The organism is Arthrobacter sp. NPDC093125 (assembly GCF_044754225.1).
GTDB lineage: Bacteria > Actinomycetota > Actinomycetes > Actinomycetales > Micrococcaceae > Arthrobacter.
Map to the genome: position 1 here is coordinate 86,801 of NZ_JBIVOQ010000003.1, position 22,686 is coordinate 109,486.

At 65.4% G+C, this 22,686-nt stretch carries 23 protein-coding genes and 1 pseudogene; 17 read left to right on the forward strand and 7 right to left on the reverse strand.

The window, feature by feature from the left end; genetic code table 11:
- Nucleotides 1–140: 140 nt before the first annotated feature.
- The 9 genes and pseudogenes from ACIP9X_RS07640 (at nt 141) to ACIP9X_RS07680 (ending at nt 9,798) form a co-directional block, all read left to right on the forward strand.
- Nucleotides 141–488, forward strand: coding sequence for an L-rhamnose mutarotase (locus ACIP9X_RS07640; protein WP_400479124.1), 348 nt, complete (start codon nt 141–143; stop codon nt 486–488).
- 59 nt (nt 489–547) lie between these two features.
- The gene (gene rhaI / locus ACIP9X_RS07645) at nt 548–1,714 is read left to right on the forward strand and encodes an L-rhamnose isomerase (protein WP_400479125.1); all 1,167 of its coding nucleotides are present in this window, start codon (nt 548–550) and stop codon (nt 1,712–1,714) included.
- Nucleotides 1,715–1,718: 4 nt separating this feature from the next.
- Nucleotides 1,719–3,794: a bifunctional aldolase/short-chain dehydrogenase gene (locus ACIP9X_RS07650; protein ID WP_400479126.1), complete on the forward strand. Its 2,076-nt coding sequence runs from the start codon at nt 1,719–1,721 to the stop codon at nt 3,792–3,794.
- The gene (locus tag ACIP9X_RS07655) at nt 3,791–5,245 is read left to right on the forward strand and encodes a rhamnulokinase family protein (RefSeq protein WP_400479127.1); all 1,455 of its coding nucleotides are present in this window, start codon (nt 3,791–3,793) and stop codon (nt 5,243–5,245) included. Before ACIP9X_RS07650 ends, ACIP9X_RS07655 begins: the two co-directional genes overlap by 4 nt.
- A 39-nt stretch (nt 5,246–5,284) precedes the next feature.
- Nucleotides 5,285–6,294, forward strand: a pseudogene (locus tag ACIP9X_RS07660) (acetylxylan esterase).
- A gap of 56 nt (nt 6,295–6,350) precedes the next feature.
- Entirely contained in the window at nt 6,351–7,676 is a 1,326-nt protein-coding gene (locus ACIP9X_RS07665) for a glycoside-pentoside-hexuronide (GPH):cation symporter (protein WP_400479128.1), read from the forward strand.
- A gap of 342 nt (nt 7,677–8,018) precedes the next feature.
- On the forward strand, nt 8,019–9,158 hold the full coding sequence (locus ACIP9X_RS07670) for a 3-deoxy-7-phosphoheptulonate synthase (protein ID WP_400479488.1): 1,140 nt from the start codon (nt 8,019–8,021) through the stop codon (nt 9,156–9,158).
- Nucleotides 9,159–9,259: 101 nt separating this feature from the next.
- On the forward strand, nt 9,260–9,472 hold the full coding sequence (locus ACIP9X_RS07675; RefSeq protein WP_400479129.1) for a helix-turn-helix domain-containing protein: 213 nt from the start codon (nt 9,260–9,262) through the stop codon (nt 9,470–9,472).
- Between the two features lie 227 nt (nt 9,473–9,699).
- On the forward strand, nt 9,700–9,798 hold the full coding sequence (locus ACIP9X_RS07680) for a 30S ribosomal protein bS22 (RefSeq protein ID WP_003792170.1): 99 nt from the start codon (nt 9,700–9,702) through the stop codon (nt 9,796–9,798).
- Between the two features lie 197 nt (nt 9,799–9,995).
- Here ACIP9X_RS07680 and ACIP9X_RS07685 read toward each other — a convergent pair whose 3' ends face one another.
- Nucleotides 9,996–10,835, reverse strand: a complete 840-nt coding sequence (locus tag ACIP9X_RS07685; protein WP_400479130.1) for an HAD family hydrolase — start codon at nt 10,833–10,835, stop codon at nt 9,996–9,998.
- 119 nt (nt 10,836–10,954) lie between these two features.
- Between ACIP9X_RS07685 and ACIP9X_RS07690 the strand changes: the two genes are divergently transcribed.
- Nucleotides 10,955–11,209 carry a glutaredoxin family protein gene (locus ACIP9X_RS07690; RefSeq protein ID WP_400479131.1) on the forward strand — a complete coding sequence of 85 codons (255 nt, stop codon included), beginning with the start codon at nt 10,955–10,957 and terminating at the stop codon, nt 11,207–11,209.
- Between the two features lie 98 nt (nt 11,210–11,307).
- Entirely contained in the window at nt 11,308–12,003 is a 696-nt protein-coding gene (locus tag ACIP9X_RS07695) for a redox-sensing transcriptional repressor Rex (protein WP_400479132.1), read from the forward strand.
- A 99-nt stretch (nt 12,004–12,102) separates the two neighbouring features.
- Here the strand turns inward: ACIP9X_RS07695 and ACIP9X_RS07700 are convergent, their stop codons facing one another.
- The 3 genes from ACIP9X_RS07700 to ACIP9X_RS07710 all read right to left on the reverse strand — a co-directional run bounded on the left by ACIP9X_RS07700 (nt 12,103) and on the right by ACIP9X_RS07710 (nt 14,471).
- Nucleotides 12,103–12,966 carry a hypothetical protein gene (locus ACIP9X_RS07700; protein WP_400479133.1) on the reverse strand — a complete coding sequence of 288 codons (864 nt, stop codon included), beginning with the start codon at nt 12,964–12,966 and terminating at the stop codon, nt 12,103–12,105.
- Nucleotides 12,967–13,114: 148 nt separating this feature from the next.
- Nucleotides 13,115–13,687 carry a hypothetical protein gene (locus ACIP9X_RS07705; RefSeq protein WP_400479134.1) on the reverse strand — a complete coding sequence of 191 codons (573 nt, stop codon included), beginning with the start codon at nt 13,685–13,687 and terminating at the stop codon, nt 13,115–13,117.
- 235 nt (nt 13,688–13,922) lie between these two features.
- Complete coding sequence (locus ACIP9X_RS07710) at nt 13,923–14,471, reverse strand: YceI family protein (RefSeq protein ID WP_400479135.1); 549 nt, start codon at nt 14,469–14,471, stop codon at nt 13,923–13,925.
- 202 nt (nt 14,472–14,673) lie between these two features.
- On the opposite strand from ACIP9X_RS07710, the gene ACIP9X_RS07715 reads away from it, so the two are divergent.
- Genes ACIP9X_RS07715 through ccsB form a run of 5 tightly spaced genes read left to right on the forward strand, consistent with a single transcriptional unit; the run spans nt 14,674 to nt 19,614 of the window.
- Nucleotides 14,674–15,339 (forward strand): histidine phosphatase family protein, encoded by a 666-nt coding sequence (locus tag ACIP9X_RS07715; protein ID WP_400479136.1) that lies wholly within the window; start codon nt 14,674–14,676, stop codon nt 15,337–15,339.
- Between the two features lie 2 nt (nt 15,340–15,341).
- Nucleotides 15,342–15,953, forward strand: a complete 612-nt coding sequence (locus ACIP9X_RS07720) for a TlpA family protein disulfide reductase (protein WP_400479137.1) — start codon at nt 15,342–15,344, stop codon at nt 15,951–15,953.
- A gap of 15 nt (nt 15,954–15,968) precedes the next feature.
- Nucleotides 15,969–16,724 (forward strand): cytochrome c biogenesis CcdA family protein, encoded by a 756-nt coding sequence (locus tag ACIP9X_RS07725; RefSeq protein WP_400479138.1) that lies wholly within the window; start codon nt 15,969–15,971, stop codon nt 16,722–16,724.
- Entirely contained in the window at nt 16,724–18,496 is a 1,773-nt protein-coding gene (locus ACIP9X_RS07730) for a cytochrome c biogenesis protein ResB (protein ID WP_400479139.1), read from the forward strand. The genes ACIP9X_RS07725 and ACIP9X_RS07730 overlap by 1 nt, the downstream gene beginning before the upstream one ends.
- The gene (gene ccsB / locus ACIP9X_RS07735) at nt 18,496–19,614 is read left to right on the forward strand and encodes a c-type cytochrome biogenesis protein CcsB (protein ID WP_400479140.1); all 1,119 of its coding nucleotides are present in this window, start codon (nt 18,496–18,498) and stop codon (nt 19,612–19,614) included. Before ACIP9X_RS07730 ends, ccsB begins: the two co-directional genes overlap by 1 nt.
- Nucleotides 19,615–19,784: 170 nt before the next feature.
- Here the strand turns inward: ccsB and ACIP9X_RS07740 are convergent, their stop codons facing one another.
- Nucleotides 19,785–20,012, reverse strand: a complete 228-nt coding sequence (locus ACIP9X_RS07740; protein WP_400479141.1) for a hypothetical protein — start codon at nt 20,010–20,012, stop codon at nt 19,785–19,787.
- A 670-nt stretch (nt 20,013–20,682) separates the two neighbouring features.
- Nucleotides 20,683–21,105: a PLD nuclease N-terminal domain-containing protein gene (locus ACIP9X_RS07745; RefSeq protein ID WP_400479142.1), complete on the reverse strand. Its 423-nt coding sequence runs from the start codon at nt 21,103–21,105 to the stop codon at nt 20,683–20,685.
- Between the two features lie 205 nt (nt 21,106–21,310).
- Between ACIP9X_RS07745 and ACIP9X_RS07750 the strand changes: the two genes are divergently transcribed.
- Nucleotides 21,311–21,679 (forward strand): DUF4229 domain-containing protein, encoded by a 369-nt coding sequence (locus tag ACIP9X_RS07750; protein ID WP_400479143.1) that lies wholly within the window; start codon nt 21,311–21,313, stop codon nt 21,677–21,679.
- Nucleotides 21,680–21,703: 24 nt separating this feature from the next.
- Here ACIP9X_RS07750 and ACIP9X_RS07755 read toward each other — a convergent pair whose 3' ends face one another.
- Nucleotides 21,704–22,585 carry a 1,4-dihydroxy-2-naphthoate polyprenyltransferase gene (locus tag ACIP9X_RS07755; RefSeq protein WP_400479144.1) on the reverse strand — a complete coding sequence of 294 codons (882 nt, stop codon included), beginning with the start codon at nt 22,583–22,585 and terminating at the stop codon, nt 21,704–21,706.
- Nucleotides 22,586–22,686 lie beyond the last annotated feature (101 nt).

Consider the following 22,686-nt stretch of genomic DNA (forward strand, 5'->3'; position numbering starts at 1 on the left):
TGGATGTAACGCTTGACACCCTTCTAGCTCCAGAGTAGTTTGAATCGTACCAATGAAACGATTCAAATGATCGCGGAAATCGGAGTCGGTCCAAAACCGCGTCTTTCGCAGCCACACCTACGTCCATCCAGGAGTTCAGAATGAGGGTTTGCTTCCGGTCCTCCGTCCAGCCTGAGCTGCTGTGGGAATACCGACGGCGCCATGCCGCGGTCTGGCCAGAGATGCTGAGGGTGCTCAAGGAGGCGGGCTGGAACAACTACTCGCTGTACCTGGACAACGACGGACTGCTGATCGGCTACCTCGAATGCGACGACTTCGACGCTGCGCGGGCCCGGATGGCGCTCACGGACGTCAATGCCCGCTGGCAGGCGGAAATGGCCACGCTCTTCCAAGACAGCGACGTTCCACCGGATGAAGCCTTCCGGATCCTCGACGAGGTCTTCAACCTCGACGAACAGCTGGCCGCTGCGCGCAGCGGCCGCCACTGACATCTTCAGAACTGGCATCTTCAACGACTGACACGCCAAACACCGACGAAAGAAAAAACATGAACAGCACAGCATCGGCGCTGGGCCGGCTTTCGGAGCTTGCCATTGAGGTTCCCTCGTGGGCTTACGGCAACTCGGGCACGAGGTTCAAGGTGTTCGGCACTCCCGGGACCCCGCGCACTGTTCAGGAAAAGCTGGCAGACGCCGCCAAGGTCCATGAGCTCACCGGCCTGGCGCCGACTGTGGCGCTGCACATCCCGTGGGACAAGGTGGACGACTACGCTGCTCTGAAGGAGTACGCGGCCGGCCTTGGCGTTGGCCTCGGGACCATCAACTCGAACACCTTCCAGGACGATGAGTACAAATTTGGCTCCCTGACCTCCTCTGATGAGTCTGTTCGGCGCCGGGCGATCGACCACCATTTCGAGTGCATCGACATCATGCACCAGACCGGCTCCCGGGACCTGAAGATCTGGCTCGCGGACGGCACCAACTACCCTGGCCAGGACGATATGCGCGGCCGCCAGGACCGCCTGGCCGAGTCCCTGCAGGAGATCTATGCCCGACTGGGCGAGGACCAGCGCTTGGTGCTGGAGTACAAGTTCTTCGAGCCGGCCTTCTATCACACGGACGTTCCGGACTGGGGCACGTCCTATGCACAGACCCTTACGCTCGGTGAGAAGGCCTTTGTTTGCCTCGACACGGGCCACCACGCGCCGGGCACCAACATCGAATTCATCGTGATGCAGCTGCTGCGGCTGCGGAAGCTGGGATCGTTCGACTTCAACTCGCGCTTCTACGCCGATGATGACCTGATCGTGGGGGCCGCGGACCCGTTCCAGCTGTTCCGCATCATGCACGAGGTCATCCGGGGCGGCGGCCTCGGCAGGTCGTCGGGGGTGGCGCTGATGCTGGACCAGTGCCACAACCTGGAGGAAAAGATTCCGGGCCAGATCCGCTCGGTCCTGAACGTCCAGGAGATGACTGCCCGCGCCCTGCTGGTGGACACCGCAGCCCTGGCTGAGGCCCAGCGTTCGGGCGACGTGCTGGCCGCGAACGGCGTTTTCAACGACGCCTTCTACACAGACGTCCGGCCCGTGCTGGCCGAGTGGCGCGAGTCCCGCGGGCTGCCCGCGGACCCGCTGGCGGCATACAAGGCCAGCGGTTACCAGAAACAGATCAACGAGGACCGCGTGGGCGGCCAGCAAGCCGGATGGGGCGCGTAAAGCAATGAGCACAGCAACTAACAACACCGCAACCGGTGCGACGGCAACCAACAAGACCGTTGAGGACCTGATCGCCCGGTCCAACCGCCTCGGCGCGGACAAGCGGAACACGAACTTCGCCGGCGGCAACACCTCCGCGAAGGGCACAGAAAAGGACCCCGTCACCGGTGAGGATGTTGAGCTCCTCTGGGTGAAGGGCTCGGGCGGGGACCTGGGCACGCTGAAAGCCGGGAACCTGGCGGTGCTTCGGCTGGACCGGCTGCAGGCGCTGAAAAACGTCTACCCGGGCGTGGGGCGCGAGGACGAGATGGTCGCGGCCTTCGATTACTGCCTGCACGGCAAGGGCGGCGCCGCGCCGTCGATTGATACGGCCATGCACGGGCTGGTGGACGCCGCCCACGTGGACCACCTGCACCCCGACTCCGGCATCGCGATCGCCACCGCAGCCGACGGCGAAGCGCTGACCGCCAAGATCTTCGGCGACAAGGTGGTCTGGGTGCCGTGGCGCCGCCCCGGTTTCCAGCTGGGCCTGGACATCGCCGCGATCAAGGAGGCAAACCCGCAGACCGTCGGCACCATTCTCGGCGGGCACGGCATCACCGCCTGGGGCGCCACCAGCGACGAAGCCGAAGCAAACTCGCTGTGGATCATCGACCAGGCCGAGCAGTACATCGCCGCCAACGGCAAGGCCGAACCCTTCGGCCCGAAGCTTCCCGGCTACGCTCCACTGCCGGACGCCGAGCGCCGGGCCAAGGCCGCTGCGCTGGCGCCGGTGATCCGCGGCCTGACGTCCACGGACAAGCCGCAGCTGGGCCACTTCAGCGACGACCCCGCCGTGCTGGAATTCCTCGAGGCCGCCGAACACCCGCGCCTGGGCGCCCTGGGCACCTCCTGCCCGGACCACTTCCTGCGCACCAAGGTCAAGCCGCTCATCCTGGACCTGCCCGCGGACGCCTCCATCGAGGACTCCGCAGCCCGGCTGAAGGAACTCCACGCCGAATACCGGAAGGACTACCAGGCCTACTACGACCGCCACGCGGTTTCAGACTCCCCCGCGCTGCGGGGGGCGGACCCGGCCATCGTCCTGGTTCCCGGCGTCGGCATGTTCTCCTACGGTGCCAACAAGCAGACCGCACGGGTGGCCGGGGAGTTCTACCTCAACGCCATCAACGTCATGCGCGGCGCCGAGGCCGTCTCCACCTACGCCCCGATCGAGGAATCCGAAAAGTTCCGGATCGAGTACTGGGCCCTGGAGGAAGCCAAGCTGGCCCGGATGCCCAGGCCCAAGTCCCACGCCACCCGCGTCGCGTTGGTCACCGGCGCGGCGTCCGGGATCGGGAAGGCCATTGCCACCCGGCTCGCCGCTGAAGGCGCCTGCGTTGTGATCGCTGACCTGAACTTGGAGAACGCCGAAGAGGTTGCCACCGAGCTTGGCGGCCCGGACGTCGCCGTCGGCGTCCAGGCCGACGTTACCAACGAGGCCCAGGTCGCCGCCGCCATCGATGAAGCCGTGCTGGCGTTCGGCGGCGTGGACCTGGTGGTCAACAACGCCGGCCTGTCCATCTCCAAGCCGCTGCTGGAAACCACCGGGAAGGACTGGGACCTGCAGCACAACGTCATGGCCAAGGGTTCCTTCCTGGTGGCCAAGGCCGCCGCCAAGGTGATGATCGAACAGGGCCTGGGCGGAGACATCATCTACATCTCCTCCAAGAACTCCGTGTTCGCCGGCCCGAACAACATCGCCTACTCCGCCACCAAGGCAGACCAGGCCCACCAGGTCCGCCTGCTCGCCGCGGAACTGGGCGAGTACGGAATCCGCGTCAACGGCATCAACCCCGACGGCGTGGTCCGCGGCTCCGGGATCTTCGCCGGCGGCTGGGGCGCCAAGCGCGCCGCGGTCTACGGCGTGGACGAGCAGGAACTGGGCAAGTACTACGCCCAGCGGACCCTGCTCAAGCGCGAGGTCCTGCCCGAGCACGTGGCCAACGCCGCCGCGGTCCTCACCAGCAACGAACTCTCGCACACCACCGGCCTGCACATCCCCGTGGACGCCGGCGTCGCGGCCGCGTTCCTGCGGTGAGCACCGTGCCCACGGCCAGTGTCGACGGCGGCCTGTTCGCCGCCGTCGACATCGGCGCCTCCTCGGGACGCATCATCCTCGGACGGATCAGCGGCACGGGCAGGGCCACCATGGAGACGGTCCACCGTTTCCGCAACGGGGTGGTGCCGTCCGACGGCGGCCTCCGCTGGGACTTTGACGCTCTCTTCGCGGAGGTGCTCAACGGCCTGGCCGCTGCTGCGGCCACGGCGGCCGCAGACGGGGAAGCCATCACCAGCATCGGCATCGACACGTGGGCAGTGGACTACGGCCTGGTCAATGCCGCCGGCAAACTCACCGCACAGCCGTTCAGCTACCGCGACGAACGCAGCCGTGCCGCCGTCGCCCGGGTGCACGACCAACTGGACGCGGCACGGCTCTATGCCACCACCGGCCTGCAGTTCCTGCAGTTCAACACGATTTACCAGCTGGCCACCGAACAGAACCTCGAGGGCCTCCAGGCCCTGCTGATCCCGGACCTGATCGCGTTCCTTCTCACGGGAGAGCGACGCACCGAGGCGACCAACGCCTCCACCACGGGCCTGTTCGACGCCGTCGCGGGGGAGTGGGCCCCCGGATTCTTCGCCGCGCTGGGGCTGCCCAGGGACCTGTTCCCGCCCCTGATCCAGCCCGGCGAAACGGTGGGCACACTGCTGCCGGGCATTGCCCAACGCACCGGGTTGCCTGCGGAGACAAGGGTGGTCGCCGTCGGCTCGCACGACACCGCCTCCGCTGTCGCCGCCGTCCCCGCGGAGACAGCGAACTTCGCCTACATCTCGTCCGGGACCTGGTCGCTTGTGGGAGTCGAGCTCCAGCATCCGGTGCTGACCGAGGCCAGCCGCGCGGCGAACTTCACCAACGAACGAGGTGTGGACGGCACCACCCGGTACCTGCGTAACGTTGGAGGCCTGTGGCTGCTCAGCGAATGCCAGCGCACCTGGGCCGGGCAGAACTACCGGCCCGAAATCGGGGAACTGCTCGACGCCGCAGCTGCCCTCCCGCAGGGTGGTCCCCAGATCAATGCCGATGACCCCTATTTCATCGCGCCGGACAACATGCCTGAACGCATCCGCGCTGCAGTCCGGGCCACGGGAGCGGTCCTGCCGGACAAGCCCGCCGCCATCGTCCGCTGCATCCTCGACAGCCTGGCTGCCGGCTATGCCAGCACCATCGCCGACGCGCAACGACTCGCTGCCGTGCCCGTGGACGTCGTCCACGTTGTCGGGGGCGGTTCGCAGAACAGGCTCCTGTGCCAGCTCACCGCCCAGGCCACGGGAAAGCCCGTCATCGCCGGTCCGGTCGAGGCAACAGCGCTCGGCAACCTCCTGGTCCAAGCCAGGGCCGCCGGTGCCGTCAATGGCGGGCTGCACGAGCTCCGGGCCGCCGTCCGCGGTTCCCAGCAGCTGGAGGTCCATCAGGCAGCTATGGTGTAGCCAACTTCCTGCGTCCCATTAAAGAGAACGGAAAAGCCGATGCCTCTCTTCGATCTGCCGCTTGAGGAACTGCGGACATACACCTCTGCTGTCACACCTCCCGGCGACTTCGACGCCTTCTGGGACCGCACCATCAGCGACGCCCGCGGTTTTCCGCTCGCCGCGGTGTTCGAACCGGTGGAGAACTACCTCAGCGTGATCGACACCTTCGACGTCACGTTCTCCGGCTACGGGGGCTCGCCGGTCAAAGGCTGGCTGCACCTTCCGGCGAACAGGGAACGCGGAACGCCGCTGCCCGCCGTCGTGCAGTTCGCCGGTTATTCCGGCGGCAGGGGTCTGGTCAACCAGGACACCCGGTGGGCGCAGGCAGGCTACGCGCACTTCATCATGGACACGAGGGGCCAGGGTTATTCCGGAGCGGTGGGCGAAACCGGCGACCCGCATCCGTCCGCCGGCGAGGTGGCCTATGCCGGGCTGATGACCCGCGGAGCGGGGAGCCGGGAAGACTACTATTACCGGCGCGTCTACGTGGACGCGTTCCGGGCCGTCGAAGCGGTGCAGAGTCATCCCGACGTCGACGCGTCCCGCATCATCGCGGCCGGCGTCAGCCAGGGCGGCGGAATCACCGTCGCGGTCGCCGGGCTGGCGGCAGGAAGGCTCGACGGCGTCATCGCCGCCCTGCCCGACGTCCCGTTCCTGCAGGACTTCCCGCGCGCCATCGACATCGCACACCGCGGGGGCCGTACCCGGAAATTGCGGCATTCCTGGGCAGGCACCGTGAACGGTATGAACCGATGCTTGCCGTGCTGAAGTATTTCGACGGCGTCAACCTCGCCCGCTCCGCCGCGGTGCCGGCGCTGTATTCCGTGGCCCAGATGGACGACGTTTGCCCGCCGTCGACCGTCTTTGCCAGCTACAACGCCTACGGAACGTCGGCTCCGGAGGAGGTGTCAAAGGACATCGAAGTGTACCGGTTCAACAACCACGAAGGCGGCCAGGAGCACCACTGGATCCGGCAGTTGCTGTTTCTTCGCAAGCTCCTGGGGTAAGTTTCTACTGGGGGTTCGAGAAAACGGTTTCCCAGACCCGCCGGGACAAGGAAGCTATGAAGCGACTCAGCAGGCTCAGCATCTTCGGCTACGGCGCCGGCGATGCCGCCAACAGCATGATCATCAGCACCGCCAACATGTTCCTGCTTGTCTACTACACGGATGTGGCGGGCATCGGGGCGGCTGCGGCCGGCACCCTGCTGGTGGTGGCGCGGGTTTTCAATGCCTTCACGGACATCGCCGCCGGCCGGATTGTGGACCGCATGCACAGCAAGCGGTGGGGCAAGTTCCGGCCCTTTCTGATGTTCGGCTTCATTCCGCTCCTGTTGAGCGCGGCAGTGTTCCATGTACCGGACGTGGACGCATCCATGAAGCTGCTTTACGCCTACTGCACCTACGCCCTGGTCTGCCTGGCCTACAGCCTGGTCAATGTTCCCTACGGCTGCCTGGTGGGAGCCATGACACAGGACCCCCGGGACAGGGCCCGCCTGGCCGGAGCCCGGACCATCGGCGGGTTGTCCGTGGGAGCCACGCTGGGCTTCTTTGTTGCACCGCTTCTTGGCGCGGGCGGGGACATGCAGCTGATTTTCTCCGTGATGACGCTGGTTTTCGCCGTTACCGGGTCTGCCCTGTACCTGTTCACCGGGGTTGTCTGCCGTGAGCAGATAGGAGGCAGCGTCCCCAGGATCACACTGAAGCAGAGCACCGCCGCGCTGAAAGCCAACTCGCCGCTCGTGGTCCTGTGCGTCAGTTCGGTCCTGTTCGTCACCGGCACCAGCGCCACCGGTGCCGCACAGTTCTTCTACCTTCGCGATGTCCTTTCCCGCGTGGACCTGTTTCCCGTGATGGCTGCGGCGCAGGTGGCAATCACCCTGACGCTCGCCGTCGTAATGCCCCGCATTGTGGGCCGGTGGGGCAAGAAAGCCGTCTACACCGTGGGCGGCGGCATCGGCGCCGCCGGCGGGGCGGTGGTCTTCCTGGCGCCCGCAGGGCTGCCATGGCTTGCGGTGGCGGGAATTATCCTGGCGCTGCTTTCGTCTGCTTCCGTCAGCATCCTGACGTGGGCCCTGATCGCGGACACCGTTGAGTACGGTGAATGGAGAACCGGGGTGCGGGTTCAGGGGATCAACTATGCGCTCCTGGCTGCCACCCGGAAGCTTGGCATGGGTTTCGGCGGCGGACTTGTTGCCTTTGCCCTGGCCTGGGGCGGATATGCTTCGGCGGCGCCGGTGCAGGCAGACGCAGCGCTCCTGGCGATTCGCGCCGCTGCCGGGCTGCTGCAAGCCGTCCTGATGCTCGCCGCCGCCGGCATCATGTACTGGTATCGCCTCACGGATAAAACGCACGCAGAGCTGGTGGCCGGCCTGCAGGCATCGCGGTAGGCAGGGGACTCGCTGCGGCGAGCGTTCTGGGCGGCCTGGCCGGGTGGCCTTCTGTGCAGCTATGTGACGCAACCCGTTTGCGTCGCGGCAAGTCCCGCGGTTATGGTCATGGGCATGACTAACCGTTGGTATGCGTATTTTTCGTTGGCTCTGGAGGGGCCCGCGTCTAACTGACACGCATCCAACTACCTTCAGAGCCAACAGGGCAGAGATTATTCTCTGCCCTTCGCCATTTCTCCGGCGGGTTCTGAACTGGGCCCGCTCCGTACCCGGAACAGGACCCAGCACATGAGCGCAGCAACCACCGAAACCCAGCAGCCGACGTCGAACGTCCCTACTGCCATGGCGCGGGCAGAGCCGCGGCCGGCAGAGGCGCCGTCCCCGTCACGGCAGTCCACCTCCAACCTGCGGGTCAGCGGCCTCACCGCACTGCCCACGCCCCAGGAGATGATCACCGAACTGCCGCTGGACGCGAGGATGGCGGACGTCGTCGAACGCGGCCGGGACGAAGTACGGGCGATCATGGACGGCGTCGATGACCGCCTGCTCGTGATCGTCGGCCCGTGCTCCATCCACGATCCCAAGGCCGGGCTCGAATACGCGCGCCGCCTCGTCAGCCAGGCCGAAAAGCACAAGGAAGACCTGCTGATCGTCATGCGGGCGTACTTCGAAAAGCCACGCACCACGGTGGGCTGGAAGGGCCTGATCAACGATCCGCGGCTGGACGGCACGCACGACATCGCAGGGGGCCTCCGGGAAGCCCGCCGCTTCCTGCAGCAGGTCACGGCACTGGGACTGCCCACAGCCACCGAGTTCCTCGAACCGATCAGCCCCCAGTACATGGCAGACCTCGTGTCCTGGGGAGCCATCGGCGCACGGACCACCGAAAGCCAGATCCACCGCCAGCTCGCGTCCGGCCTTTCGATGCCCATCGGCTTCAAGAACGGCACAGACGGCGACCTCCAGGTTGCGGTTGACGCCTGCAGCGCGGCCGCGGCAGCCCAGGCTTTCCTGGGCATCGACGGCGACGGACGGGCCGCCCTGGTCGCCACCGCGGGTAACCCGGACACCCACGTGATCCTCCGCGGCGGCCGCAAGGGGCCAAACTACTCCGCTGCCGACGTAGAGGCAGCCTCCGCAAAGCTGGCCGGGAAGCATCTGAACCCCCGGCTCATCGTGGACGCCAGCCATGCCAACAGTGGCAAGAGCCATCACCGGCAGGCAGAAGTAGCACTGGAGATCGGTGCCCAGCTCGAAGATGCGGGAGCCGCCGCCGGAGCCATCGCGGGTGTGATGCTGGAGAGCTTCCTCGTGGGTGGAGCGCAGAACCTGGACGTGGCCGAACACGCCGCTGGGCGGTCCGAACTGGTCTACGGCCAGAGCGTGACAGACGCCTGCATGGAGTGGGACGTGACGGCCTCGGTGCTGGAGCAGCTGGCAGCTTCTTCCCGGAAGCGCCGGGCTTTCACAATGGCCACGTGAGCATCTAGAGTAACTAGGACACGGTTGTTCGATGGCTCAGCATCGGCGCACCGCACAACGGGGGATGCCGCATAGTTGCTGAGAGCAAAGGAATATGGGAAATGTCCGCAGAGTCGAACTTCTCGAACGCCAAGTTCCTGACCGTGGCCGAAGTGGCTCAGGTCATGCGCGTTTCCAAAATGACCGTGTACCGGCTGGTCCATTCCGGCGAAATGCCGGCGGTCCGGTTTGGCCGTTCATACCGCGTTCCGGAGACCGCCGTCGAACAGTACCTCAAGGGTGCTGTCGTCGACGGTCAGACGGGTACCGCGTGAATCCGGGAGCCCGGCTTTCCGCGCCGGTTTTCGTGACGGCTGCAGCCGCCTTGGGGGCCGCTGCAGGTCACGGGCGTGGCGGCGGTCAGTAGGGGTCCGGATAAAGCGGTACGCTGTTAAGGAACGTTTTACGTCATTGTAAGAATCTGTCAGTTGTTCAGTCTGTTGCTCAGTCCACGGACCTTCTCCATCAGACAGGTACTGCATCTAGTTTGTAAGGAACTTTCGTGGGTTCAGTTATTAAGAAGCGTCGCAAGCGTATGGCCAAGAAGAAGCACCGCAAGTTGCTTCGCAAGACCCGCCACCAGCGCCGCAATAAGAAGTAGAAACACTTTCTACGCATCAATGCCCGCCCCCTCTCAAGGTGGCGGGCATTTTTGCGTCCTGGCGACGCGGAAGTGGCTTGAGGACGCGGAAACGGTCTGAGGACGCGGATATTTGGGTGTCGCCAGGCCGTTTGCGTGTCCCGGGGTTCGAAGTGAGTCCCAGGGTTCGACGCGTGTCAGCGGGGCGAGAGCGCCTCCTAGACCCTGGGGCCGCGGATGCGGGCGTAGCCCTTCCATAGGCCGTAGACTGCGCCGCCTGCTGTTGCTGCCTTGAGGCCCAGGGTGGCGGCGCGGCGGCCTGAGCGGAAGTCGTAGACCGGCCAGTTGTGGTCGCGGGCGTGCTTGCGCAGCCGGGTGTCCGGGTTGATTGCCACGGGATGGCCCACGAGGCTCAGCAGCGGGATGTCGTTGTAGGAGTCGCTGTAGGCCCAGCACCGCTTGAGCTCCAGGCCTTCGGCGTCGGCGATGGCCTGGACGGCGACGGCCTTGGCGGGGCCGTGGAGGATGTCCCCGACGAGCCGTCCGGTATACAGGCCCTCACTGATTTCGCCTACGGTGCCCAGCGCTCCGGTGAGCCCCAGCCGGGTGGAGATCACCGTGGCTACCTCGATCGGCGTGGCCGTCACGAGCCAGACCTTCCGCCCTACGCGCAGATGCTGCTGGGCGAGCGCTTTGGTGCCGGGCCAGATCCGGGAGGCGATCATTTCGTCGTAGACTTCCTCGCCCAGCACCTTCACGTCTTCTTCCGTGATGCCGCAGGCGAGGGTCAGTGCGGAGTCCCGTACCGAGTGGACGTCGTTCATGTTTTCCCCGCGGAGCACAAACTTGAACTGCTTCCAGGCCATGCCTGCGGCCTGGGGAAGGGTGAAGGCTCCCCGCTGGTGCATCTTCCGGGCGACGTGGAAAATGCTGGCGCCCCTCATGAGGGTGTTGTCGACGTCGAAAAACGCTGCCTCGCCTTGCTGCTGAGCTGCAGCAGGCCGTTGCTGCGTCGCAGTTGACCGCTCAACCACAGCGGCATACTTCTCCTCAGGCATGTTATTGAGTCTAGTCAACGTGGAGTGTCCCGCCGTCCCCCCAAAGGCGCTGCCGGCGTCGTTCGGCGGCTGCCGCCGTCGGCATCGCTCACCGGCGGGAACGGCGATACGGTTGAGCCATGGCAATTCCCGACGTCGTCCTCCTCACCAAAGCCGACTGTCACCTGTGCGCTGCGGCGCGCGACGCCGTCGGGCGCGTTACTGCCGGGCTGGGACTTGGGTGGCGGGAACAGTCGGTGGACAGCGACGAATCCCTCCGTGACCGTTACGCCGAGGAGCTTCCCGTGGTGCTGGTGGACGGCATCCAACGGGATTTCTGGAAGATTGACGAGGCCAGGCTGGAACGGGTTCTCCGTCAGGCGATGGCACGCTAGCCGCCGTTTCCGTCGTTTCCGCGCAATGGCACCGGCTTTGTTGACATAAGTGATGGGGATTTAGAGTGGACTCACAACGCGACGCAATGGAGCAATTAGTGACTTCGCTCGACTCACCTCCCCAGGCCGTGCCTGAGGACGCGGGAGCTGCCGGAAAGCAGATTCCGCCCGCGGCCGTGGCCCGCCTGACCATCTATTTGCGCGCCCTGAACTCCCTGCTCGCCGAGGGCATTGAACGCGTTTCCTCCGAGTCCCTGGCTGAGGCCTCCGGAGTCAGTTCCTCGACCCTCCGCAAGGATCTCTCCCATGTCGGTTCCTACGGCACCCGCGGCGTGGGCTACGAAGTGCAGTATCTGAGCCGGCACATAGCCGCCGCGCTTGGTTTGACGCACGACTGGAAGGTCGCCATTGTCGGCGCCGGTAACCTCGGCAAGGCACTCGCCAGGTACGGCGGGTTCGAGTCCCGCGGTTTCGATGTCGTGGCCATTTTCGACGCCGACCAGATGGTGGTGGGCAACGAGGTCGGATGGCTCCGCGTGAGCGATGTGGCCGACCTGGAAGCCGTACTGGAGCGGACGGGTGCCAACATGGTGGTGCTGGCTCTGCCTGCGGCCGTGGCCCAGAGCGTCTGCGACAGGGTTGTGCAGGCCGGCGTCCACAGCATCCTCAGCTTCGCCCCGGTGATGCTGCAGGTTCCGGAGGGCGTGAACCTCCGCAAGGTGGACATGGCAACCGAGCTGCAGATCCTCGCGTACCACGCGCAACGGGGGCAGACCCCGGGCCAGCCGGAGTAGGCTCCCGGCCCCGGTCAGCGCGAACGTACAGTTGTGGCCCCTGACTCCGCGGGGAGTGAGGGGCCACAAGTGACGTGAACAGCCTGGCAGCCAGAGGGATCAGCGGCCGAACGGGCCGCCCGTGTACGGGTTCGCGAACGGCTGCGGCTTCTGGAAGTACGGAGAAGCCGCAGGCATGTAAAGCATTACGATGGCCGCGATCCCGAGGATCACAGCGAGGGTGTTAAGGCCGAGCGGCAGCACGGAGAAGATTGACAGTGCCGCGAATACCGTCCCCAGGATCCGGGCCCAGTTCTTGCCCTTGCGGACGTTGAGCGCCACTAGGGCGTAGAGCCCGGCGATAATCAGGGCGAAGACAATGATCGTGCCAATCAGGAAGCCTTTGATGTCTTCGAAGGCGATGTTTTGGCCGCTGCCCTGGATCTGGTCTTCGAAGGTCTGGCGCATGGCGGGATCATCCAGGCTTCCGATGCCGAACAGCGTAGACAGGAGCGTCAGGGCCCCGGCCGCGATGATCATCCAGAACGCCCGGTTGACGGACTGGGGAACTCCGGCGGTGCCACCCGTGGCCTGCTCGGATGGGTACTGCGCGTACGGGGACTGCCCGTACGGCTGCTGGCCGTATGGGGACTGACCGTATTGCGGCGGGTTCTGGCCGTAGGAGGGCTGCTGGCCGTACTGCGGCAGGTTCTGCCCGTACTGCGGCTGTCCGGGCTGTGGCTGCCCGGACTGCGGTGCGTTCTGCCCATACTGGCCGTACTGGGGTTGGTTCTGGCCCTGCTGCTGACCGTATTGCGGCGCAGGCGGGACATTCTGTCCATACTGGGGATCGTTTTGGCCATACTGCGGTGCGTTCTGGCCGTACTGCGGCTGCCCGTTGCCTTCCCGACCCGGCTCATGGGAATCGTGGCGGCCGGAATCCGGATCGTTAGGGTTGCGAGGCGGGACTGGAGGAGTGCTCATGAGCGTTCCTTTGCGTTGTGACGTAGGGACCGGCCGCCGGGTTTCAGACGCTTGCCCTGCCCCCAGCATGGTTTACTTCCACCGTACCCCCCGGTAGGCGCCGGGAGGCTTATTCCACAAGTGGTATTCGTGCATTCTCCAACAGGAGTCAGGCCCGTCCGCGTGCTGCAGCAAACCATCGCTGTGCCCCGGGAACCCACATCAGCACGGTTGCGACCACGCCTGCTAGAAAATTGATTCCGCTGCCCCCACGGCCGTCGGTGAAACCGAGGCTGATGAGGGTGAGAAGCAGGGAGATCCCGGCTACGGCTGTCAGTGCGAACCGTGCCCACTCCCGGCCTTCCTTCATTTTCATTGCCAGGACAATCTGCGCGCCCGACAGTGCGGCACCAAAAAGCACGAGCAGCAGCACCAGGATGGCGATGCCGGGCAAGAACGCAAAGAGCACCAACGCGCCGAACAGCCCGATGACTCCACCCAGCAGCCCCAGTAGGCCGGTGAGCACCCAGATCCAGTAGGAGATCTTCAGCTCAGTAGGCAGTCCGGACACGCTGAAAATCCCGGTGAACCCACCTTGGGGCATGGCCTCATAGAAATTGCGGGGACGGTCTGCCGGCATCTCGAACGGGAACCAGCCGGCGCGGCGCTGGTGGGGGTGGTCGCCGGAAGGCTGTTCGCCGCTTGGTTCCTGCGGCGGCGGGGCGTCGTTCGGGTTGCTCATGGCTCTCACTGTAAATCGGGGGTTCGGCTAATTCCAGAATGCTCCAGGGCACTGACAATTTCCGATGGCAGTGCTTCCCCGAGACGCAAAAGCCCCGCTTCCAGGCGACGCAAAAGCCCCGCTCGTGGAGGCGGCCTGAGCCGGGACCACGGGCGGGGCTGTTGCTGCGAAGACCGGCAGGACGGGCCATACCTGATCTGGCGGGAGGCTACGCTCCGGGTTTACATACCGGGTCTTATGCGGCAGGGGCGATGAAGGCCAGTTCGAGGTTGATGGCGACCTTGTCGCTGACCAGAACTCCGCCGGCTTCCAGAACAGCGTTCCAGGTCAGGCCGAAGTCCTTGCGGCTGATGGTGGTTTCAGCGGAGACGCCGGCGCGGGTGTTGCCGAAGGGGTCAACGGCCACACCGTTGAATTCGGTCTCGAGGGAGACCGGCCGGGTCACGCCCTTGATGGTGAGATCGCCCTGGAGTTCGTAGCCGTCGCCGGTCGGGACGAGGCCGTTGGAGACGAAGGAGATCTCAGGGAACTTCTCGACGTCGAAGAAGTCTTCGCCGCGGACATGGCCGTCACGGTTGACGTCGCCGGAGTCGAAGCTCGCGGTCTGGATGGTCGCTTCGATCTTGGAGTCGGTCACGTTCTCGGCCAGAGCCAGGGTGGCTGCGGCGTCCTTGAACTGGCCGCGGACCTTGCTAATGCCCGCGTGGCGGACGGTGAATGCGATCTCGCTGTGCGAGTTGTCGAGGGTCCAGGTGCCGGGGGTGACGTTGGTGGGCAGTGCCATGATGTTTCTCCTTGTGTCCTTAGCGTTCACTGATCTTGCTGTTGAACCTTCATCGGTTGAAGCCTCAACTAACTGCTGCATCCAGTATAAACATGCATATGCATCTTTTATTCCACCCCGGCGGAACTTTTCGTCATTTTCTTGAGTTCTACTAGATGTAGAAGATTTCAGATCGCCCGGCATCTTTGAGAAACTGGTAGACATGCCCCAAGCCACCGTTCATTTGCTCCGCCACGGCGAGGTCCACAATCCAGCGGGCGTCCTCTATGGCAGGCTGCCGGAATTCCACCTTTCCGAGCTCGGCCTGCAGATGGCGCAGCTGTTGGCGGACCACTTCCGCGACCGTGCAAGCCAGGGGGCAAAGATCGTCTACCTCGTGGCTTCCCCGCTGACGCGCGCCCAGGAGACTGCACTTCCGACGTCGAACGCCCTGGGCTTGGAGATCCACACGGACCAGCGCATCATCGAGGCCGAAAACCACTTCGAAGGACTGAGGGTCACCAAGGCGGAGCTGAGGAAGCCGAAGCACTGGCCGAAGCTCGTTAACCCCCTGCGGCCTTCCTGGGGCGAGCCCTACAGGGACCAGGCGGCCCGGGTGGGCGCGGCTGTCCAAGAGGCCCGCCTCAAGGCGATCGAACTTGGCGGGGAGGGTGCCGAGGCCATCATGGTCAGCCACCAGCTGCCGATCTGGGCCACAAGGCTCAGCGCCGAGGGAAAGCCGCTGTGGCATGACCCCCGCAAGCGCGAATGCACCCTGACCTCCCTGACTTCCCTCGTGTTCGACGACGACGGCACGCTTCTGCGCGTTGAGTACAGCGAGCCGGCCGCCGCCCTACTTCCCGGTGCCTCCACCACCCCCGGAGCCTAGTTATGACCAACGCCCCCATAAGCTCCCGCCGCAGCTTGCTCGCCGCCGGCGGTCTCGCCTTGACCGCGCTCACGCTCGGCCTGTCCGGCTGCGCCCAGGAGGATGCGCTGGCCAAGCAGGCGAAGGCAGGGGATAACAAGAACTACGTTGCCGGCGACGGTTCGGTCACGGAATTCGCGGCCGCGGACCGCAAGTCCGCCGTCGACATCCAGGGCACACTCTTCAACGGCACCACCGTGACGCCCCAGGACTTCCAGGGCAAGGTCACCGTACTGAACTTCTGGTTTGCCGCCTGCGCACCCTGCCGGGTCGAGGCGCCGGTGCTGGAGGAACTGCACCAGGACTTCAAGAGCAAGGGCGTGCAGTTCTTCGGCGTAAATTTGCGGGATGAGAAGGCAACCGCGGAGGCGTTCGACAAGACGTTCGGGCTGACCTACCCGAGTTTCAACGACAAGGACGGCAGCGTGCTGTTGTCCGTGTCCAGCCTCGTGCCGCCCGGAGCGGTTCCCACAACGCTGGTGGTGGACAAGCAGGGCCGCGTCGCCTCCCGTGTCCTGGGGGAGATCCAGAAGGGCACCCTGAAGGCCCTCATCGAATCCGCCGTGGCAGAGTAGCGGGCGGGCCGAACCGTGAACAGCCCCTTCGCCGAAGCCATCCTGAGCGGCTCCCTGCTGCTTGCCATCCCGGTGGCGCTTCTCGCCGGTTTGGTCTCCTTCCTCTCGCCCTGCGTCCTGCCACTGGTGCCCGGGTATCTGGGCTATGTCACGGGACTGACCGGCGTCGACCTCCAGAAGCAGAAGCGCGGCCGCATGCTCGCGGGCATCGGCCTCTTCGTGCTCGGTTTCTCGGTGATCTTCGTGCTGCTCGGCGGTGCCTTTGGCCAGTTGGGGACGCTCATCTCCGGAGGCCAGAACGGCTGGATCACGCAGCTGCTCGGTGTCCTGGTGATCGCCATGGGCGTGGTGTTCATGGGCGGCTTCAGCTGGCTGCAGCGTGACGCCAAAATCCATGCAAAGCCGCCGGCCGGACTGTGGGGCGCCCCGCTGCTGGGCATCACCTTCGGCCTCGGCTGGGCACCCTGCATCGGCCCGACCTACTCCGCCGTGCAGCTCCTGAGCCTTTCGGGCGGTTCGTCCGCCGCAAAGGGCGCCTTCCTTGCCTTCGTGTACAGCCTCGGTCTGGGCATACCCTTCCTGCTGATCGCACTGGCGGTTCGGCGCGGCGCCGGGATCCTGTCCTTTTTCCGGAACCACCGCCTGGCCATCCAACGGACCGGCGGCGGGGTGCTGATCGTCCTGGGCCTTCTGATGGCCACCGGCGTGTGGGGCGCCTGGGTCACCGAGCTGCAGTACTGGTTCCAAACCGACGTGAAGTTGCCGATCTGATGAGCGAGCGTGTGAAGTCACCTAAGAACCATTCAGCCGAGGACTCGAAAAATGCCTCCAGGGAAGGCGCCCCCACGAACGCCGTGAAGGAAGCCAAGGCCGGCGCCGCGCTGCCTGCCCTCGGCATCAGTGGCATGCTGCGCTGGGCCTGGACGCAGCTGACCAGCATGCGCACCGCGCTGTTCCTCCTGCTGCTGCTGGCCGTGGCCGCCGTGCCGGGCTCGCTGTTTCCGCAGCGTCCGGCGAACCCGTCGGTCGTCACGCAGTACATCAAGGACAACCCGGACTACGGCAAGATCCTCGACGCCCTGCAGCTGTACGACGTTTATTCGTCGGCCTGGTTCTCCGCCATCTACATCCTGCTGTTCGTCTCGCTGATCGGCTGCGTCGTGCCCCGCGCGATCGCCCACTACAAGGCGATGCGGTCGCAGCCGCCACGCACTCCGAAGCGGCTTTCCCGCCTGCCGGAGTACGGCACCCTGGTGGTGCCCGCGGAAGCCGGGATCCCGGCGTCGGATGCTATTGAGGACGCAGCGGCACTGCTGAAGAAACGCGGGTACCGCGTTGAGGTGAGGCACGACGACGGCGCGCGGCCGTCTTTGGGGGCCGAGCGCGGCTTCCTCAAGGAAGTGGGTAACCTCGTCTTCCACACCTCGCTGATCGGAGTCCTCGTCTCCGTGGCGGTCGGCGGGCTGTTCGGCTACAGCGGCCAGAGGATTTTGGTGGAGGGCGACACTTTCGTCAACACCCTGGTGGGCTACGACCAGTTCAACCCGGGCACCAACTTCCAGAGCAGCCAGCTCCAGCCGTACTCCATTCAGCTGGACAAGTTCCAGGCGACCTTCGACCGTGAATCCCAGGGCAAGTTCGGCCAGCCCATCGACTTCACGGCGGAGGTCACCACCAAGGAAAACCCCGGCGCACCCGCCCAGAAGGAAGTCCTCAAGGTCAACGAGCCGGTCACGCTTGGCGGAACCAGCATCTACCTGACCGGCAACGGCTACGCCCCGGTGATCACTGTCCGCGATGGCGCCGGAAACGTCGCCATGCAGGGTCCCGTAGTGGCCAAGCTGCAGGGGGACAACTACTACTCTTCCGTGGTCATCAAGGTTCCCGACGCGAAGCCGGACCAGCTCGGCTTCGCCGGGTTCTTCCTGCCCACGGCGTTCGTGACCGACGATGGTATTTCCTTCAGCGGAGACCCCGAGCTCATCAACCCGCAGCTGAGCCTGAACTCCTACTACGGGGATCTCGGCCTGGACAGCGGCGCGCCGCAAAACGTGTTCGAGCTCGACGTCAAGGACCTCACGCCGCTGAACGCCCGCGACCTCAAGGCCGGCGGCATCACGCTGGCGCCCGGAAGCACCTACACGCTCCCGGACGGCAAGGGGTCCATCTCGTTCGACGGCGTGAAAAAGTACGTCGGCGTCGACATCCACCACAACCCCGGCCAGCTTTCCGCACTCATCTTCGCGCTGCTTGCCGTGGCCGGCCTCGTGGTCTCCCTGTACGTCAACCGGCGCCGCGTCTGGGTCCGCACGGGGACGCACGTGGACGGCCGGACCATGGTGGAATACGGACTCCTGGCCCGCGGTGAGGACCACCGCCTCGCCGGCGAAGCCGTCGCCGTCCGCGGGCTCCTGTCGCGCAAGTGGAACCTTGATTCCGACGCTTCCGACGGCGGTTCCGGCACTTCCGGCTTTGACGGAGCCGGCCAACCATCTTCCACTCCCTCACCAGCAGGCTCCGCTGAGCCGAAGAAGGACCGGTAATGTACCCCATCAACGAAACCATGGGCCAGTACAGCGAGCTGTTCATGCTCCTCGCTGCAGGCACGTACACCGTGGCGTTCATCGCGTTTGCCTGGGACCTGGCCAGGAGCAGCAGGGCCCTGCGTGCCGTGGACCTGAAGGCGGCTGCCGCCGCTGAGGCTTCTGCTGGCGCGGAAGCCTCAGCGAAGGTTCCCGCAACTGCAGGGGCCGGCGCCGCGGGCCGCGGAGACCGCCTCGAGGGGCACCTTGCCGGGCCGGCCGGCCGTGCCGAGCGGCCGTCGTCGTCTGTTTCTGCCAAAGTCCAGGGCGGCGTGGCTGCGGGACGGACCGCCGACGCCAGCATGAACTACAGCGGCGAGCGCCGTGCACCGGCCCGCGTTGCAGTCGCGCTGACGGTGCTGGGCGCCGCAATCCATGCGGCGGCTGTGCTCACCCGTGCAATCGGTGCGGGGCGGGTGCCGTGGGGCAACATGTACGAGTTCCTGACCACCGGTGCGTTTGTTGCGGTCGCCGTCTTCCTGGTCGTGCTGATCCGGCGTGACCTGCGGTTCCTCGGCACTTTCGTGGTGGGCCTGGTGATCATCATGCTGGTGGCTGCGTCCGTGGCGTACTGGACGCCCGTTGGCCACCTCGTTCCGGCGCTGCAGAGCTACTGGCTGGTCATCCACGTCTCCATCGCCGTGCTCTCCTCGGCCCTCTTCACTCTCACGTTCGCCATGTCTGCACTGCAGCTCGTGCAGTCGCACCGGCAGAAGGCGATTGCCGCCGGCGGAGCGGACAAGCTGGGCTTCATGCGCCTGGTGCCGACCGCGCTGAGCCTGGAGAACCTTTCCTACCGCATCAATGCGATCGCCTTCATCGGCTGGACCTTCACGCTCATGTTCGGCGCCATCTGGGCCGAGAAGGCCTGGGGCCGCTTCTGGGGCTGGGACACCAAGGAAGTCTGGACGTTCGTGATCTGGGTGGTCTACGCCGGCTACCTCCACGCCCGGGCAACCCGCGGCTGGACCGGAACCCGCGCTGCCTGGCTGTCGATCGTGGGCTACCTGTGCGTGGTCTTCAACTTCACGATCGTGAACCAGTTCTTCAACGGCCTGCACTCCTACTCGGGGCTTTAAGGGCTTGCTCGGGTTATAGGGTTCTCCCGGGACTCCCGGAGCACGGGCTTCTATTCGCCTGCCTGGTACCCCGATCCGGCCGGACGATTCCGCAAATAGGGCCGCTCAGCTCGGTTGCTGGGCGGCCCTTTTTGCTGAACCGGCGAAGGCTGGGGGAGCTTCCGGAAAGACTATTTCGCAGGTTTCCAGCCGCGGCTTGTCAGGGCTCCGCGGACCCTGGTGACAGCCCTCGGTGCCATGCCCGGCGCAAAGGGGTCAAGGTCCCACTGAGTCAGGACCACAACGAGCCAGCCCAGCTCGCGGGCGTTCTCATCGCGGAAGATGTCGCTGCGGCGCTGGGCGGGAGTGGCGTGGTGGCCGCCGTCGTACTGAAAGGCAATCTTGAATTCCTCGTACACATGTCTGGATCCTGGACCCAGCCCCCGGCTTCATCAAACAAAGGCCTGTTGATGGCCGGCTCGGGCAAGCCGGCACGGATCAGCAGGAGTCGAAGCTCGGTCTCCTTGGGTGAATCAGTGTTGGCACGCATCAGGGCCCGGGCCTGTATTGCTTTGCGGTAACCGGGACGGCCTGCCTTAGTGGCGAGGTAACTGTCCAAGGCGGCCGGAGCGGACAGGGCGTTCTTCCGCCGAAAAAGGAAGTCGCCTGCTATTACCAGCTCGTCCAGGCTCAGGAGGCCGGCAAGGTCGAACCAGGTGCGCAGTGGAGAGGTGCATGGCAGGTGACGACCAGTCGTAATTTCATCGGGCTTGAGGACGGACTGGTGTCCGACTGTGTTCTTGCGCCTCACTGACCTTTCGCCGGGCTGGCAGGTCACATGGATGTCAGCCTTGCCGGTTGCGTGGCCTCTGGTCTGGAATCCCGCCCCGCCGTTAAGGCCGAGCCTGGGCGGCAAGGGAAACCCCAGAGCACGGCAGCTGTTGAATGACTGACGACTGCGCCTGTGGCCAAAGCCAAGGCCTGCGCCCTCACCAGCAGCGTGATGCCGGTCTCGCCAGGTATCCGGACACCATGGCATGGACTTTGGAGATCCTGGGCGCGGGCCCGGGTGCTACCTGACGCCGGGTGCTACTTGACCTCGGGGTTGCCCTCGGCGCTGGCGTCTCCGGCGCCCGGTGCGCCCGGTGCGCCTGAATTCCCCGAGCCGGATGGGCCGTCGGCTTGGCGCTTCTTGGCCTCGAGGTCGTCCTTCAGCTTCCGCAGCCGCTCCGCTTCCGCCTGTTTGCGGCGGCGTTGCTCCAGGTTGCGGAGGAAGTCGGGGTCATCATCGGGGGCTGTGGGGTGCGGGTAGGCCTGCCGGACTGGAGCCTCATAGCGGGGCCGGCCGATCAGGAACCACAGGGCAGCACCGATGATGGGCAGGAAGACAACGATGATGATCCATGTTGTTTTGGAGAAGCCCCTGGTGAGGGCCGCATCAGTCCGGATCACATCCACCAGCCCATAGACGTAGATGGCGAGGATGGCGACTGCAATGGCAACTCGGAGCATGCAATCAGTCTAGCTGTCACGTGCCCCGGCGGAGATTACAGTATGCACACGACCGCTGCCACGGATTTCCGGCACTCGGACACGAACTTTCTGTGACGGGTGATTCCCCGCAGACGAAATGAACTCTGGGCAGTCTGGAGGCCCGGGCAGGTGCCGTCAACTCATTGCGCAGGCCGCGTCCAGGGATGACGGCTAAACTTGGATAGTGGCTTTTGTGAAATACTCCCTGATCCGGCTCGCCCTCTTCGTCCCGCTGTTTGCGCTCTTCGTGTTCCTGGAGTTGGGCTGGCTCCTCGCCGTGGTCTGCGCAGGCCTTATTTCCTTCGCCATCAGCTACCTGTTCCTCCAGAAGCAGCGCGATGCGGCAGCCGCTTCCCTCCACGCGCGGTTCTCGGGCCGGGCCAAGCCCCTGCGCACCGCCAGTGAAGTGGACGACGCCGAGGCTGAGGACCGCCTGACGGATACCCACCCGGACGTCGCCGTCCGCAACGACATCCCAAAAAACGGCATCGCGAAGAACGGCCCGCGGAAAACCGGCCCGGGGAGCACCGACCCGCGGAGCACCGAGGCGTAACACCCGGCCTGGGGCGCCTTACTCCTACAGCCCGTGGCTCAGGAACAGGCCCAGGGAGAACAGGGCGGCGTAGCCAAGGTTGATCAGGCCCGTCTGCTTCAGCACCGGGATGAGGCTCTTGCGCTTGCGGCCGTTGATCATCAGCCAGGCAGGCATCAGGCTGGCCGGGATGAGCAGCAGGACGATCAGCATCCAGGGCCGTGTGGGCGCGAGAATCACCACCAGCAGGATCGCGACGGCGAGCATCAGGACGTAGCTTTCCCGCGCATGCTTGTCGCCGAGGCGCACGGCGAGGGTCCGCTTGCCGGCCTTGGTGTCGGTGGGGATGTCGCGGACGTTGTTGGCCATCAGGAGGGCGCAGGCGATGAGGCCGGTGCCGATGGCGCCGATAACGGCGGGGAGGCTGACCTGGCCGGCCTGCGTGTAGGTGGTGCCAAGCGTGGCCACGAGCCCGAAGAAGACGAACACGAAGACCTCGCCCAGGCCCATGTAGCCGTACGGGTTCTTGCCCCCGGTGTAGCCCCATGCCGCCATGATGCAGCCCACGCCCACAAGCAGCAGCCACCACGTCTGGGTCATGACGACGAGCACGAGCCCCAGCAGCATGGCCAGCCCGAAGGCGCCGAACGCCGCGTACTTGACGTGCTCGGCGCCGGCCGCCCCCGAGCCGACCAGCCGCAGCGGTCCCACGCGGTTTTCGTCTGTGCCGCGGATGCCGTCCGAGTAGTCGTTGGCGTAGTTGACGCCGACCTGCAGCAGCAGCGCCACGAGGGCCGCCAGGACGGCATTCAGCGGACGGAAGGCGTCCATTTCGTATGCGGCCGCGGTACCGATCAGGACAGGGGCGATCGCGGCCGGAAGTGTGCGGGGGCGGGCGCCTTGGATCCATTGTGCGGCTGTAGCCACGGTAAATACCTCATGTTGGTCGGGTGGAACATTGCGCGCGCAGGAAGCGCGGCGGAACTGCAAAAACCGCTCCGCAACGACGGGCCGCGGCGGAGCAGACC

Bases quoted from the DNA above. Each gene is read 5' to 3' on its own strand.
- ACIP9X_RS07670 (WP_400479488.1), top strand. From the start codon at position 8,019: ATGGCGCGGGCAGAGCCGCGGCCGGCAGAGGCGCCGTCCCCGTCACGG.
- ACIP9X_RS07715 (WP_400479136.1), top strand. From the start codon at position 14,674: ATGCCCCAAGCCACCGTTCATTTGCTCCGCCACGGCGAGGTCCACAAT.
- ACIP9X_RS07650 (WP_400479126.1), top strand. From the start codon at position 1,719: ATGAGCACAGCAACTAACAACACCGCAACCGGTGCGACGGCAACCAAC.
- ACIP9X_RS07665 (WP_400479128.1), top strand. From the start codon at position 6,351: ATGAAGCGACTCAGCAGGCTCAGCATCTTCGGCTACGGCGCCGGCGAT.
- ccsB (WP_400479140.1), top strand. From the start codon at position 18,496: ATGTACCCCATCAACGAAACCATGGGCCAGTACAGCGAGCTGTTCATG.
- ACIP9X_RS07720 (WP_400479137.1), top strand. From the start codon at position 15,342: ATGACCAACGCCCCCATAAGCTCCCGCCGCAGCTTGCTCGCCGCCGGC.
- ACIP9X_RS07700 (WP_400479133.1), bottom strand. From the start codon at position 12,966: ATGAGCACTCCTCCAGTCCCGCCTCGCAACCCTAACGATCCGGATTCC.
- ACIP9X_RS07675 (WP_400479129.1), top strand. From the start codon at position 9,260: ATGTCCGCAGAGTCGAACTTCTCGAACGCCAAGTTCCTGACCGTGGCC.
- ACIP9X_RS07710 (WP_400479135.1), bottom strand. From the start codon at position 14,471: ATGGCACTGCCCACCAACGTCACCCCCGGCACCTGGACCCTCGACAAC.
- ACIP9X_RS07640 (WP_400479124.1), top strand. From the start codon at position 141: ATGAGGGTTTGCTTCCGGTCCTCCGTCCAGCCTGAGCTGCTGTGGGAA.
- ACIP9X_RS07690 (WP_400479131.1), top strand. From the start codon at position 10,955: ATGGCAATTCCCGACGTCGTCCTCCTCACCAAAGCCGACTGTCACCTG.
- ACIP9X_RS07705 (WP_400479134.1), bottom strand. From the start codon at position 13,687: ATGAGCAACCCGAACGACGCCCCGCCGCCGCAGGAACCAAGCGGCGAA.
- rhaI (WP_400479125.1), top strand. From the start codon at position 548: ATGAACAGCACAGCATCGGCGCTGGGCCGGCTTTCGGAGCTTGCCATT.
- ACIP9X_RS07685 (WP_400479130.1), bottom strand. From the start codon at position 10,835: ATGCCTGAGGAGAAGTATGCCGCTGTGGTTGAGCGGTCAACTGCGACG.
- ACIP9X_RS07730 (WP_400479139.1), top strand. From the start codon at position 16,724: ATGAGCGAGCGTGTGAAGTCACCTAAGAACCATTCAGCCGAGGACTCG.
- ACIP9X_RS07745 (WP_400479142.1), bottom strand. From the start codon at position 21,105: ATGCTCCGAGTTGCCATTGCAGTCGCCATCCTCGCCATCTACGTCTAT.